The sequence below is a fragment of the Gallibacterium trehalosifermentans genome (genome assembly GCF_042433055.1).
Lineage (GTDB): Bacteria > Pseudomonadota > Gammaproteobacteria > Enterobacterales > Pasteurellaceae > Gallibacterium > Gallibacterium trehalosifermentans.
Genome location: NZ_JBHLWB010000004.1, coordinates 140,920 through 154,621 on the forward strand (window position 1 = coordinate 140,920; position 13,702 = coordinate 154,621).

Below are 13,702 nucleotides of genomic sequence, written 5' to 3' on the forward strand. Positions count from 1 at the left end.
AAGGAAATAAAAATGCCAAAAATTGTTTTTTTACCCAATGAAGAACATTGTCCAGAAGGTATGGTTGTTGACGCAAATGTAGGGGAAACTATTTTAGATGCTGCATTACGTTCAGGTATTGAAATTGATCATGCCTGTGAAAAATCTTGTGCTTGCACGACTTGCCATGTAATTGTGCGTGAGGGGTTTGATTCATTGAATGACAGTTCTGATCTTGAAGATGATATGTTGGATAAAGCATGGGGCTTAGAAGTAGATAGCCGTTTAAGTTGTCAGGCGGTAGTCAGCGATGAAGATTTGGTAGTGGAGATTCCACGCTATACGATTAATCACGCCAAAGAGGAGCATTAATTGATGAAATGGCAAGATGCTCAACAAATTGCAGAAGCGTTATATGATCGTTTTCCAGACTTAGATCCAAAAACGGTTCGCTTTACCGATATGCATCGTTGGATTTGTGAAATTGAAGAGTTTGCTGATGATCCAGAAAAATCAAATGAACGGATTTTAGAAGCCATTCTGTTGTGTTGGCTAGATGAGTTCGAATAAATTGAAGTTATTGTGAAGGGGGAATATGCGCTGATATTCCCCTTTTTTATTTACAATGGCTGATAATTAGGGATTAATCTACCATAAAGCAGGCAATTTTTACGCCATTAGGGTAGGTTTTGAGCTCAGGTTGTTGTTCGCGACATTTATCTGTGGCAAATTGGCAACGAGCGTTAAATGCACAACCTTTTGGCGGATTTAATGGGCTTGGTAATTCCCCTGAAAGTTTAATCCGTTCACGTCTTAGTTCAGGTGAAAGTCTTGGCGTTGCTGAAAGCAAGGCTTTAGTATAAGGGTGGCGAGGATTCCCAAAGATCTGTTCGGTTGTTCCTTGCTCTACACAGCGTCCTAAATACATCACCATGACTTCATCAGCAATATGCTCAACTACGGATAGATCATGGGAGATAAAAATATAAGAGAGACCAAGATTTTCTTGTAACTCCATCATCAGATTTAAGACTTGTGCGCGAACAGATACATCTAATGCAGAAACAGGTTCATCTGCAATTACAATATCAGGATTTAACATTAAACCACGAGCAATAGCAATCCGTTGGCGTTGTCCACCAGAAAACATATGCGGATAACGATCATAAAACTCAGGGCGTAGCCCAACTTTCTCCATAATCGCTAATACCGCCGCTTTACGTTCTTCTTTGTTTAGTGAGGTATTAATTTTTAAAGGTTCTTCCAAAATAGTACCAATCTTTTTGCGTGGATTAAGCGACGCATAAGGATTTTGGAAGACAATTTGAATCTTTTGACGGCGAAGTTTAACTGTTTCGTTATCTTTAATTAAGAAATTTTTCCCTTGATAATAAAGTTCTCCCTCTGTTGGCGATTCAATCATGGTGAGCAAACGCCCTAAAGTTGATTTACCACAACCAGATTCCCCTACAACAGCTAAGGTTTTGCCTCGTTCTAATTTAAATGAAACGCCATCTAATGCTTTTACATATTGAACAGGGGAAAATATCCCTTTTTTTACAGGATAATATTTTTTGAGATCGATCGCTGCTAACAATGGCGCATCAGTCGGTGATTGCGTTGAAATTACTGCTTCTTCAGACATGTTGAGGATTTCCTTCTGCATTTAATGGCATATGACATTTAACTTGACGATTGCCAATGCGGTGTAAAACGGGTTCGGTTTGACGGCACTCGTCAGTGGCATATGGACAACGAGGATTGAGTAAACAACCTTGAGGACGGTCATATTTACCTGGAACAACACCAGGTAGTGATTCTAAACGTGATTTACCGACAGCAAATTCTGGTAGTGAACGTAATAAGGCTTGTGTATAAGGGTGTTTTGGTTCACGGAAAATATCTGTAGCTAACCCCTCTTCTACCACTTGTCCTGCATACATGACAATAATTCTATGCGCTGATTCAGCGACTAACGCGAGATCGTGCGTGATCAGAATTAATGCCATATTTTCTTTTTGTTGTAATTCTAATAGTAAATCAATAATTTGTGCTTGAATGGTTACATCTAATGCCGTGGTTGGTTCGTCTGCAATGAGCAGTTTTGGCTGACAAGCGATTGCCATGGCAATCATTACTCGTTGGCTCATTCCCCCTGAAAGTTGGTGGGGGAAAACATCTAAACGAGATTCAGGAGCAGGGATTCCTACCATGCGTAATAATTCAATAGTACGTTCACGGCGAGCTTTTTTACTACCACCTTGATGAACTTTTAATGCTTCCATAATTTGATAACCAACGGTATAACAAGGATTCAAACTTGTCATTGGATCTTGGAAGATCATTGAAACATCAGCACCGACTAATTTTTGTTTTTGTTTTTCATTGAGCGTTAACAGATCTTGCCCATCGAATTGTAGATTGTCGGCAGAAACACGCCCTGGAAAATCAATTAATCCCATAATAGCGAGAGAGCTCACTGATTTACCTGAACCTGATTCTCCTACAATCCCTAATACTTCACCTTGTTCAATGTGGTAACTAACTCGATCAACCGCTTTAAACGGTTTGTCTTCTTCTCCAAAATGAACAGAAAGGTTGTTTACAGTTAAAAGTGCCATTATTGCTCCTTATTGTTTTAATTTTGGATCAAGAGCATCGCGCAAACCATCACCCATTAGGTTAAAGGCAAGCACTGTAAATAAAATTGCTAACCCAGGGAAGGTAACCACCCACCATGCACGTTGTACGAATTGTAAAGCCTCTGCGAGCATAGCACCCCATTCTGGTGTTGGCGGTTGAGCGCCAATACCTAAGAAACCGAGAGCCGCCATATCTAAGATTGCGTTAGAAAACCCCATTGAGGTTTGTACAATTAATGGTGCTAAACAGTTTGGTAAAATGGTAATGAACATTAAACGTAGAATACCCGCTCCTGCAACACGTGAAGAGGTAACATAATCACGATTAATTTCGTTTAATACAGAAGCACGAGTTAAACGGACATAGCTTGGTAGTGATACAAATGCGATAGCAAAGGAAGCATTTAATAATGATGGTCCTAGGATTGCTACAATCGCGATTGCCAATAGTAAACTAGGTAATGCCAACATAATATCAATGATACGCATAATGATAATATCAATTAAGCCACCAAAATATCCAGCAATTAAGCCTAGAGTGATCCCGAAAATAAAGGAGAGAGAAACTACTAATAAGCCAATAAATAAAGAAAGACGTGCACCATAAATTAAACGTGAAAGAATATCTCGTCCAACATCATCGGTACCAAGAATATGATTCCATGTTCCTCCGTCAACCCAAGCAGGTGGTAATAAGAAAGCATCTCTGACTTGAGCGATAGGATCGTGTGGCGCAATAATATCAGCAAATACACTGATGAGAAAAATAATAACAATATAACTTAAACCAACCACAGCACCTTTATTACGGCTAAAATTAAACCAAAATTCTTGTAGTGGTGTGCGTGGTGCTGGTGCAGAAACTGAAATAGTGGGATTTGACATATTTTAATCCTTATTTACGGTATCTAATACGAGGATTGACCACACCATATAAGAGATCAACCAATAAATTTATCACAATAATAATCGTTGCAATGATAAGTACAGCACTTTGGACAACAGGATAATCACGCGCACGAATTGCTTCTATCACCCATTTACCAATACCTGGCCATGAAAATATTGTTTCGGTTAAAATTGCACCAGATAATAATTGACCAATAATTAATCCAATTACGGTAACAACGGGAATTAACGCATTACGTAACGCATGAATGACGATAACTCGCATTGATGATAAACCTTTCGCTCGTGCGGTACGAATATAATCTTCGCCCAACACTTCTAACATTGAGGAGCGAGTCATTCTTGAAATGACTGCTAACGGAATAGTTCCTAAAACAATCGAAGGTAAAATGAGATGCATAACAGCGGATTTAAATGCGCCAGGTTCCCCAGAAAGCCAACTATCAATTAGCATAAAACCAGTAACGGAATCCACCCAATACTCTGCATCAATTCTGCCAGAAACAGGCGTGAGGTTCCATTGTACAGAAACCAATAACATTAATAATAATCCCCACCAGAAAATGGGCATAGAATACCCTGTTAGCGAGATTGCCATCACCGAATGATCAAATATTGAACCGCGTTTGATAGCAGCCAAAATGCCGATAGGAATGCCAATGAGAATTGCAAAAAGAATAGCAAAAACGGCTAATTCAATCGTTGCGGGAAAAAGAGATAAAAACTCCTCTAATACAGGCACATTATTTTTAAAAGAGGTGCCAAAATCACCCTGAGCAATGCCTTTTAAATAATTAATATATTGCTCTGGCAAAGATTTATCCAAACCTAATTGTTGCATCATTTGCTGATGGACTTCAGGGCTTAACCCACGTTCGCCCATGCGAATTTCAATAGGATCGCCCGGAATAAGATGAATTAGGGCAAAAGTTAAAAGGGTAATGCCGATAAAGGTTGGAATCACCATGGCAATCCGTTTAAAAATAAATTGAAACATAAATTTGTTTGCTCGCTCGCTAATTATTAACCTATTCTTGCCATAAAATATGGCAAGAATATTTATTTATAGTTATCAGGAAGTGCGTAATATAGCTATTGAAGTTACTCTAAGTCAACGCCATAAAATGAATGAAGTCCAAATGGACTAATGACATAGTTTTTGAGTTCTTTACGAACAGGTTCGTACATTGTTGAGTGTGCAATCGTAATCCAAGGTGCTTGTTCTTTGAAAATAACTTGTGCTTGTTTATAAAGCTCAACGCGTTTTGTGTGATCGTTTGATTGAACCGCTTCGCGGATTAACTCATCAAATGGTGCATAGCAGAATTTTGCATAGTTTGAGCCTTGCTCTTTCGATGCACAACTGAGTAATGTACCAAAGAAGTTATCTGGATCACCGTTATCACCAGTCCACCCCATCATACCCGTAGGATCTTCGCCTTTTCTCATACGTTGTAAATATTCACCCCATTCATAACTGACGATTTTGACGTCAACTCCGACTTTCTTCCAGTCGGATTGAATCATTTCTGCCATACGACGGGCATTTGGATTATATGGACGAGAAACTGGCATTGCCCAAAGCTCAGTGCTAAATCCTTTTTCAAACCCTGCTTCTTTTAATAATGCTTTTGCTTTTTCAGGGTTGTAATCGTAATCTTTAATATCATCATTATAAGACCACATTGTTGGTGGAATTGGGTTTTTCGCGACTTGACCACTACCTTGATACACGGCATCAATAATTGCTTCTTTATTGACAGCATAACTTAATGCTTGGCGAACTTTTACATTATCAAATGGTGCTTTGGTAACATTAAAATTAAGATAACCAATATTCAATCCTGCTTTTTCATGCACAAAAAGATTAGGATCTTTTTTCATTTCTGCAATATCTGCTGGATTTGGATAAGGCATTACTTGGCATTCCCCTTTCTTTAACTTCGCATAACGAACAGAGGCATCTGGGGTAATGGCAAAAACTAAACGATCAATTTTTGCACGACCTTCCCAATAATTATCGAAAGCTTTATAACGAATTAATGAATCTTTTTGGTAAGAAACTAATTCAAATGGACCAGTGCCGACAGGGTTGGTATCCACACTTTCAGGTTTGCCGAGCGCTAACATTTTGTCTGCATATTCTTTTGAGAAAATAGACGCAAAATCCATCGCCAGATTTGCTAAAAATGGAGAGTTTGGGGCTTTTAACGTAAAGCGAACAGTATAATCATCAATTTTTTCTATTTTATCAATGATATTCCCCATATCCATTCCGACGAAATACTCATAAGAACCACCAGATACTTTATGATAAGGATTGTTAGGATCTAATTGGCGATTAAAAGAAAAAAGCACGTCGTCAGCGTTAAATTCACGTGTTGGTTTAAATAACTTATTTGATTGGAATTTCACGCCTTTACGTAAGTGAAACGTATAAACTTTACCATCTTCGGAAATATCCCAGTTTTCTGCTAGTGATGGTATAACATCTGTTTTGCCTCGCGCAAAAGTGGTTAAACGGTTATAAATAGCTTGACCGCTTGCATCAATAGAAGAACCATCAGTTACGAGTTGTGGATTGAATGATGATGGTGAGGCTTCAGAACAGTACACTAACGTTTTTGGTGCAGCAAAAGCAGAGGTTGATACAGCTAATGCTAAAGTTGTTAATGAGAGTTTAGTGAGTTTTTTCATGTTTTCTCCAGTTTTGTTGTGTTTTGCAATAATTATTATATGAAATAAGGTATCAAACTTTCTTATTAATAACTTGGTTTGTCAAGATGTAAGACTCTTTTTATCTTGAGTATGCGCATTACCTTTATAATAAGTTGTTTTTATGTAATGAATGTATTAAATATTTGTTTGAATTGAATCACAAATTTAACAAATTAAGGTTTATTATTTTAACCAATCTTTTACACTGAAAGCATTTATTGCTCAAGCGTTCTGGAAGGATAATTTAAAATGCAATATCAATATGCTAAACATTTCAATCAACAAAGTGAATTACGTCAATTAATTAGTCAGAATTATGCCTGTCCCGAAAAAGAGGCTGTTACGAAACTTGTACAAACATTAGATTTTTCACCAGAACAGGAAGCAAATATTCAACAGGCAGCAAAGCAACTGATTAGTAAAATTCGAGATAAAAAACAAAAGCATTATGGTGTTGATGCGTTAATGCATGAGTTTTCATTGGGGTGTGAGGAAGGGATTGCGTTAATGTGTTTGGCTGAAGCATTATTACGGATTCCTGACGCAGAAACACGCTATGCACTGATTAATGATAAATTAAAATTAGGGAATTGGCGTTCACACGTTAAAAAAAGTGGATCACTTTTTACTAATGCAGCCAGTTATGGATTACTGTTAGGTAGTAAGATTAGTGCAGCATTGAGTGAAGAAGTTTTATCATCAGCACTAATAAAAAGTTTTGCTAAATTGTCAGCGCCAATGATGAAACTGGCGATTGAAAAAGCGATGGGGATTTTGGGAAATCAGTTTGTTACTGGTGAAACAATAGAGGGTGCCTTAAAAAATATCATTGAACGGGAGAAGATGGGATATTGTTTTTCGTTCGATATGTTAGGTGAGGCAGCAATGACTATGCAAGATGCGGATAAATATCTGCAAGATTATGTGGAAGCCATTCATGCTGTTGGGCGTCAATCGGCAGGACGATCTTTATATGATTCTAATGGCGTATCAGTCAAACTATCGGCAATTCACCCACGTTATTCACGTTCCCAACAGCAACGTGTAATGGAAGAACTTTACCCTCGTTTAAAACAGCTATTCGTACTAGCGAAACAATACAATATTAGCTTAAATATTGATGCAGAAGAAGCCTCTCGTTTAGAAATTTCACTAGATCTATTAGAAAAGTTACTCCAAGATCCTGATTTGGCTGGCTTTGATGGTATTGGATTTGTTGTTCAAGCCTATTCAAAACGTTGCCCATATGTATTGGATTACATCATTGAAATGAATCGCTGCTATCAACGCAAAATGATGGTGCGTTTAGTAAAAGGTGCATATTGGGATAGTGAGATTAAATGGGCTCAAACGGAAGGAGTAGAGGGATTTCCACTCTATACTCGAAAAGTACATACTGATATTTCCTATTTAAGTTGTGCGAAAAAATTATTTACGGCTCAAGATGTTATTTATCCACAATTTGCAACCCATAATGTACAAACATTAGCCACAATCGCAGAATTAGGCAAAGATAAAGAATTTGAGTTTCAATGTTTACATGGTATGGGGGAGACACTTTACGATAATGTGGTTGGCGCACACCAATTTAATCGTCGAGTTCGAGTCTATGCGCCAGTTGGCACGCACCAAACGTTACTTGCTTATTTAGTTCGTCGTTTATTAGAAAATGGTGCAAATTCATCGTTTGTGCATCAATTAGTTGATCCAAATATTTCGATTGAAACACTCATTGAAGCACCATGGAAGAAATTTGAACGCTTCCAAGGTGAAGCAAATAAAGCAATTAAATTGCCAGCTGATTTGTTTACGCCACGCCGTAATTCCGCTGGATTTAATTTAAATGACGAAGTTGCATTATCACGTTTAGAAAAAGCATTAAATCAAGCATCATATGCAGATGTTACCTCACTTTGTGCAGTACCAATGTCTGCAGGTAAGCAAGTTGTTGTGAGAAATCCAGCGCAACTTGATCAAGTATTAGCAAATGTGGAATTTATGGCAGCAGCAGATGTTGCAGATGTATTTCGTGCGGCAGTGAGGAGTCAGTGGCAGTTGAGATCGGCTAATGAGCGAGCAGATATTCTAGAGAAAGCCGCAGATTTGTATGAAGCAAATTTTGGTTTGTTAATTAAATTAGCGATTGAAGAGGCGGGTAAAACATTAGTAAATGCGCTTGGCGAATTAAGGGAATCGGTAGATTTTTTACGCTATTACGCAGAACAGATCCGTTTATTAGAAGATAAAAAAGTATTGGCTGAACCATTGGGCGTTGTTCTTTGTATTTCTCCTTGGAACTTCCCATTAGCAATTTTCACGGGGCAACTAGCTGCTGCGTTAGCAGCAGGGAACAGTGTGATTGCTAAGCCAGCAGAGCAAACCTCCTTAATTGCATATTATGCGGTAAAATTACTGCATCAAGCAGGTGTACCAGAAGATGCTTTACAATTAACCTTGGGAGATGGTGAATTAGGTGCAGCATTAGTGGCTCAATCATTTAATGGCGTAATGTTCACTGGATCAACAGAGGTTGCACATTTAATTAATCGCCAATTAATTACGCGAGAAAATCCGCCTGTTTTGATTGCTGAAACAGGCGGCATGAATGTAATGGTGGTGGATTCATCTGCACTATTAGAACAAGTGATTACTGATGTGTTAAGTTCTGCTTTTGACTCCGCAGGACAACGCTGTTCTGCTTTACGTATTTTATTGGTTCAAGAAGATATTGCAGATCGTTTGTATGAAATGTTAACCGAATCGATGCAAGAGTTAGTCTTAGGTAATCCAGCGTATCTGAATACAGACATTGGACCAGTGATTGATGAAGAGGCGAAACAAAAATTACTTGATTATCAAGAATCTGTCCGTAAAATTTCTCGGCGCTATTTAGAACTGGCTGCACCAACAAGTGGACATTTTGTGGCACCATCTATTTACGAAGTCGGTTCGCTTGATCAAATAACCCATGAAGTATTTGGACCAATTCTCCATTTTGTTCGTTATCAAGTGCAATCTTTACCGCGTTTATTATCTGAAGTAAATGCGAAAGGATACGCATTGACTGGTGGCTGTCATAGTCGAATAAAGCAAACAGTGCAGTTTGTAGAAGAACACTTACAATGTGGTAATTTTTATATTAATCGTAATATTGTTGGCGCAGTAGTTGGCGTACAACCGTTTGGTGGATATGGTTTGTCTGGAACTGGACCAAAGGCAGGAGGAGAACTCTATGTGCAACGTTTAACAAAAACGATGCAATATTATTCTTCATTAGCCGCTAAACCAAAAGTTCTACCAAGTATTACAGGCGAATTAAATAGTATTGATTATAAAACAACAAGCGTATTATTACTCGGTGAGGATATGGCACGTTTGCTTGCAGCGTATCAAATTTTACAACAAGCAGGATTTAAGGTTGTTGTAGAAGCGGATAATCCATTGCTTAAACAAAACTTGTCTGAATTGGCGTGTCGTCAAGCAGAGCAATACTATCAAAAAGGTGTCTTTGTGTCGCCGATCAGTCAGGAACAGCGCCAAGCTCTAGCAGAAAATAATCCAGCTATTTTTTGTTTATATGATTGGACAAAAACACAAGATGTAACTTTGTTGTATCATGAATTTTCACGTAGTGAAAATATTGCAGCCGCAGGTGGTAATGCAACACTGATGGCTATTGAAGAACAATAACCACTAACTGCAGGAAAAATATATGCAAAATTATCAAATTTATACGGCGTTTGCTTTGTATCTATTTATTATTCTCGGCATAGGGATTTATGCTTATTATTCAACGAAAAATTTTAACGACTATATTTTAGGTGGTCGAAAAATGGGCAGCTTTGTTACCGCTATGTCTGCAGGTGCCTCAGATATGTCTGGCTGGTTACTATTAGGCTTGCCTGGTGCAATTTTTGTAACAGGATTATCAGAAGCTTGGATTGCGGTAGGGTTAACGGTTGGGGCTTACTTTAACTATAAAATTGTGGCAGGCCGATTGAGAGTATTTACTGAGCAGTATGGTAATGCCTTAACACTACCAGAGTTTTTTGCAGTACGTTTTCCTCGTCGTGCAAAATCATTGAAAATTATCTCTTCTTCTGTAATTTTATTTTTCTTCACGATTTATTGTGCTTCAGGTGTTGTTGCTGGGGCAAAATTATTCCAAAGTTTATTGGGTATTGATTATGGTACAGCATTAATCTTTGGGGCGATTGCTACGATAGCTTATACTTTCATTGGTGGTTATTTAGCGATTTCATGGAGCGATACGATTCAAGCCTCTTTAATGATTTTTGCTTTATTACTTGCGCCAGTGATTGTGTTATTAAATATTAGTTGGGGGGAGATTTCAGCGGCATTAGCGCTCAAATCTGAACAAACAGGTATTCCTTATGCAAATTGGTTGTATAACGTTTCAGGAATTGGGGTGATTTCGGCGCTTTCTTGGGGGTTAGGGTATTTTGGACAACCACATATCCTTGCTCGTTTTATGGCAGCAAATTCCGTGCAAGCCTTAGAAAAAGCGAGAGTTATTGGGATTACTTGGATGATTCTTTGTCTTGGTGGTGCTTGTGCAGTTGGCTATTTCGGTTTGGCTTATTTTGAAGTTAAAGGCGTAATGTTAGATTCTGCGGAATCTGTGTTTATCGAAATTTCTAAGGCAATTTTTAATCCGTGGATTGTTGGAATTGTCTTATCTGCAATTTTAGCCGCTATTATGAGTACCTTATCTGCACAATTCTTAATGTGTTCGGCGGCAATTACGGAAGATTTTTACCATGGATTTTTGCGTAAAAATGCTTCAAGTAAGGAGCTTGTTTGGGTTGGTCGGGTGATGGTATTAATTATTGCCGTTGTTGCCATGTTAATTGCGCAAGATCCAAACTCCAAGGTCATGGGATTGGTGTCTTATGCGTGGGCAGGATTTGGCGCATCATTTGGACCATTGGTTATTTTGTCATTATTTAACCGTAATATTACTTCAAATGCTGCATTATGGGGAATGTTAGCAGGTGCCGTAACCGTCGTGGCATGGAAACCATTAATGCACACGTTAAATTGGCATGATATTGCTAATTTATATGAAATTATTCCAGGTTTCTTAGCGTGTTCAGCAGTAACCGTTGCGTCATCAATTTTTTCTCCTGTTGCTCCTGATGTTGCGGAAAAATTTGATGCGGCAGTTGAAACATTTAATGCACAGAAAAATGCGTAATAAATAGACTATTTCCAATAGATAAAAAAATACCAGCATTTTTGCTGGTATTTTTTCATTTTGAGGTGGATAGATGATTACATCATACCGCCCATTCCACCCATACCGCCCATGCCTGCAGCACCTAAATCTGCTTTATCTTCTTTTGGCAATTCAGTTACCATACATTCAGTGGTAATCATTAAACCAGCGATTGATGAAGCAAATTGTAATGCAGAACGAGTTACTTTAGTTGGATCTAAGATACCCATTTCTAACATATCACCATAAACTTCTGCACCTGCGTTATAACCAAAGTTACCTTCGCCTGATTTCACTTTGCTTGCAACAACAGAGGCCTCTTCACCAGCATTGGTTACGATTTGACGTAATGGTGCTTCCATTGCACGCAATGCAAGTTTAATACCAACATTTTGATCTTCATTTTCACCAGAAAGTTTATCAGCCACTTTGCTTGCAGCACGAATTAATGCCACACCGCCTCCTGGGACGATACCTTCTTCAACTGCGGCACGGGTTGCGTGTAACGCATCTTCAACACGCGCTTTTTTCTCTTTCATTTCAACTTCAGTTGCAGCACCTACTTTAATTACAGCCACACCGCCAGCTAATTTAGCCACACGTTCTTGTAATTTTTCTTTATCGTAATCAGAAGTAGATTCTTCGATTTGTTGACGAATTTGCGCAACACGACCTTGGATTTGTGCTTCATCACCGATACCATCAATGATAGTGGTATTGTCTTTAGAAATTACAACACGTTTTGCTTGACCAAGATCTTCTAATGTTGCTTTTTCTAATTCCATACCGATTTCTTCAGAAATCACAGTACCAGCAGTTAAGATCGCAATATCTTGTAACATTGCTTTACGACGATCACCGAAGCCAGGTGCTTTTACGGCGGCAACTTTCACGATACCACGCATTGTATTTACCACTAATGTTGCAAGCGCTTCACCTTCTACATCTTCAGCAATGATAAGTAATGGTTTACCTGCTTTTGCAACTGCTTCTAATACAGGTAACATTTCACGAATGTTAGAAACTTTTTTATCAACAAGAAGAATGTAAGGACTGTCAAATTCTACTGTTGCTGTTTCTGGTTTGTTGATGAAATATGGAGAGAGGTAACCACGATCAAATTGCATACCTTCTACAACGGCTAATTCATCTTCTAAACCTGTACCATCTTCAACAGTGATAACGCCTTCTTTACCTACTTTTTCCATTGCTTGAGCAATGATTTGACCTACTACGCTATCAGAGTTTGCAGAGATAGTACCTACTTGTTCAATTTCTTTTGAAGTTTCACATGGTTTAGAAAGGTTCTTTAATTCTGCTACGACTTCAGCAACCGCTTTATCAATACCACGTTTTAAATCCATTGGATTCATACCTGCTGCAACCGCTTTTAATCCTTCATTTACGATTGCTTGTGCTAAAACGGTAGCTGTGGTTGTACCGTCACCAGCGGCATCATTCGCTTTAGACGCAACTTCTTTCACCATTTGTGCGCCCATATTTTCAAATTTATCTTCTAATTCGATTTCACGTGCAACTGATACACCATCTTTAGTAATTGTTGGTGCACCAAAAGATTTATCTAATACTACGTTACGACCTTTAGGTCCTAAAGTTACTTTTACTGCATCGGCTAATACATTGACGCCTTTTAACATTTTTACACGCGCGTCATTACCAAATTTTACATCTTTTGCTGCCATTGTTTTGCTTCCTTATGTTCTCTAATTAATTACTCTACAATCGCCAAAATATCGCTTTCAGAAATGATTAACACTTCTTCACCATCAATTTTTTCTGATTTCACGCCATATCCGTCGTTAAAAATCACTACGTCACCCACTTTTACATCTAGTGGTTGTACTTGACCATTTTCTAAAATACGACCTTTACCTACTGCTAACACTTTACCACGAGTTGATTTTTGTGCTGCAGAACCAGTTAAAACGATACCGCCTGCTGAACGAGTTTCTACTTCTTCACGTTTTAAAATTACACGGTCGTGTAATGGACGAATATTCATAATAAAAGTACTCCTATAAGTTTTAGCTAAATATGTGTGTTATTGGGATACCCCTTTTTGACAACGGCTCTAGAAATGGGGATCACAAAATCGCTTTCAAGGGTAACAAGTGAAAAAATTTTTCATACTACAACCCATAAAAAAAACTAATGAATAAGATAAAAATAACTCCTGTTTAGTAAATTTGATTTT

The 13,702-nt window shown here is 38.2% G+C and carries 11 protein-coding genes; 4 read left to right on the forward strand and 7 right to left on the reverse strand.

Annotated features, from left to right (window positions below; all coding sequences use genetic code 11):
• The first annotated feature begins 12 nt into the window (after window positions 1-12).
• A complete protein-coding gene (gene fdx / locus ACFFHK_RS05160; RefSeq protein WP_382370217.1) occupies window positions 13-351 on the forward strand; it encodes an ISC system 2Fe-2S type ferredoxin in 339 nt (112 codons plus the stop codon).
• A 3-nt stretch (window positions 352-354) separates the two neighbouring features.
• A complete protein-coding gene (gene iscX, locus ACFFHK_RS05165) occupies window positions 355-549 on the forward strand; it encodes a Fe-S cluster assembly protein IscX (RefSeq protein ID WP_382370219.1) in 195 nt (64 codons plus the stop codon).
• Between the two features lie 73 nt (window positions 550-622).
• Here the strand turns inward: iscX and ACFFHK_RS05170 are convergent, their stop codons facing one another.
• The 5 genes from ACFFHK_RS05170 to ACFFHK_RS05190 form a co-directional block, all read right to left on the reverse strand.
• Window positions 623-1,624 (reverse strand): peptide ABC transporter ATP-binding protein, encoded by a 1,002-nt coding sequence (locus ACFFHK_RS05170; protein ID WP_382370221.1) that lies wholly within the window; start codon window positions 1,622-1,624, stop codon window positions 623-625.
• Complete coding sequence (gene dppD, locus ACFFHK_RS05175) at window positions 1,617-2,600, reverse strand: dipeptide ABC transporter ATP-binding protein (RefSeq protein ID WP_382370223.1); 984 nt, start codon at window positions 2,598-2,600, stop codon at window positions 1,617-1,619. Before dppD ends, ACFFHK_RS05170 begins: the two co-directional genes overlap by 8 nt.
• A gap of 9 nt (window positions 2,601-2,609) precedes the next feature.
• The gene (gene dppC, locus ACFFHK_RS05180) at window positions 2,610-3,506 is read right to left on the reverse strand and encodes a dipeptide ABC transporter permease DppC (protein WP_382370225.1); all 897 of its coding nucleotides are present in this window, start codon (window positions 3,504-3,506) and stop codon (window positions 2,610-2,612) included.
• Between the two features lie 10 nt (window positions 3,507-3,516).
• Complete coding sequence (locus ACFFHK_RS05185) at window positions 3,517-4,527, reverse strand: ABC transporter permease subunit (RefSeq protein WP_382370227.1); 1,011 nt, start codon at window positions 4,525-4,527, stop codon at window positions 3,517-3,519.
• A 104-nt stretch (window positions 4,528-4,631) separates the two neighbouring features.
• Complete coding sequence (locus ACFFHK_RS05190; protein WP_382370229.1) at window positions 4,632-6,227, reverse strand: ABC transporter substrate-binding protein; 1,596 nt, start codon at window positions 6,225-6,227, stop codon at window positions 4,632-4,634.
• A gap of 270 nt (window positions 6,228-6,497) precedes the next feature.
• Between ACFFHK_RS05190 and putA the strand changes: the two genes are divergently transcribed.
• Together putA and putP are read left to right on the forward strand one after the other, a co-directional pair.
• Window positions 6,498-9,938 (forward strand): bifunctional proline dehydrogenase/L-glutamate gamma-semialdehyde dehydrogenase PutA, encoded by a 3,441-nt coding sequence (gene putA / locus ACFFHK_RS05195; protein ID WP_382370231.1) that lies wholly within the window; start codon window positions 6,498-6,500, stop codon window positions 9,936-9,938.
• A 22-nt stretch (window positions 9,939-9,960) separates the two neighbouring features.
• Window positions 9,961-11,466 (forward strand): sodium/proline symporter PutP, encoded by a 1,506-nt coding sequence (gene putP / locus ACFFHK_RS05200; protein WP_382370233.1) that lies wholly within the window; start codon window positions 9,961-9,963, stop codon window positions 11,464-11,466.
• A gap of 77 nt (window positions 11,467-11,543) precedes the next feature.
• On the opposite strand, the gene groL is transcribed toward putP, so the two are convergent.
• A complete protein-coding gene (gene groL, locus ACFFHK_RS05205; protein WP_382370235.1) occupies window positions 11,544-13,190 on the reverse strand; it encodes a chaperonin GroEL in 1,647 nt (548 codons plus the stop codon).
• A gap of 29 nt (window positions 13,191-13,219) precedes the next feature.
• Window positions 13,220-13,510, reverse strand: coding sequence for a co-chaperone GroES (locus ACFFHK_RS05210; RefSeq protein ID WP_065234389.1), 291 nt, complete (start codon window positions 13,508-13,510; stop codon window positions 13,220-13,222).
• Window positions 13,511-13,702: the final 192 nt, after the last annotated feature.

Bases quoted from the DNA above. Each gene is read 5' to 3' on its own strand.
- fdx (WP_382370217.1), top strand. From the start codon at position 13: ATGCCAAAAATTGTTTTTTTACCCAATGAAGAACATTGTCCAGAAGGT.
- iscX (WP_382370219.1), top strand. From the start codon at position 355: ATGAAATGGCAAGATGCTCAACAAATTGCAGAAGCGTTATATGATCGT.
- ACFFHK_RS05170 (WP_382370221.1), bottom strand. From the start codon at position 1,624: ATGTCTGAAGAAGCAGTAATTTCAACGCAATCACCGACTGATGCGCCA.
- dppD (WP_382370223.1), bottom strand. From the start codon at position 2,600: ATGGCACTTTTAACTGTAAACAACCTTTCTGTTCATTTTGGAGAAGAA.
- dppC (WP_382370225.1), bottom strand. From the start codon at position 3,506: ATGTCAAATCCCACTATTTCAGTTTCTGCACCAGCACCACGCACACCA.
- ACFFHK_RS05185 (WP_382370227.1), bottom strand. From the start codon at position 4,527: ATGTTTCAATTTATTTTTAAACGGATTGCCATGGTGATTCCAACCTTT.
- ACFFHK_RS05190 (WP_382370229.1), bottom strand. From the start codon at position 6,227: ATGAAAAAACTCACTAAACTCTCATTAACAACTTTAGCATTAGCTGTA.
- putA (WP_382370231.1), top strand. From the start codon at position 6,498: ATGCAATATCAATATGCTAAACATTTCAATCAACAAAGTGAATTACGT.
- putP (WP_382370233.1), top strand. From the start codon at position 9,961: ATGCAAAATTATCAAATTTATACGGCGTTTGCTTTGTATCTATTTATT.
- groL (WP_382370235.1), bottom strand. From the start codon at position 13,190: ATGGCAGCAAAAGATGTAAAATTTGGTAATGACGCGCGTGTAAAAATG.
- ACFFHK_RS05210 (WP_065234389.1), bottom strand. From the start codon at position 13,510: ATGAATATTCGTCCATTACACGACCGTGTAATTTTAAAACGTGAAGAA.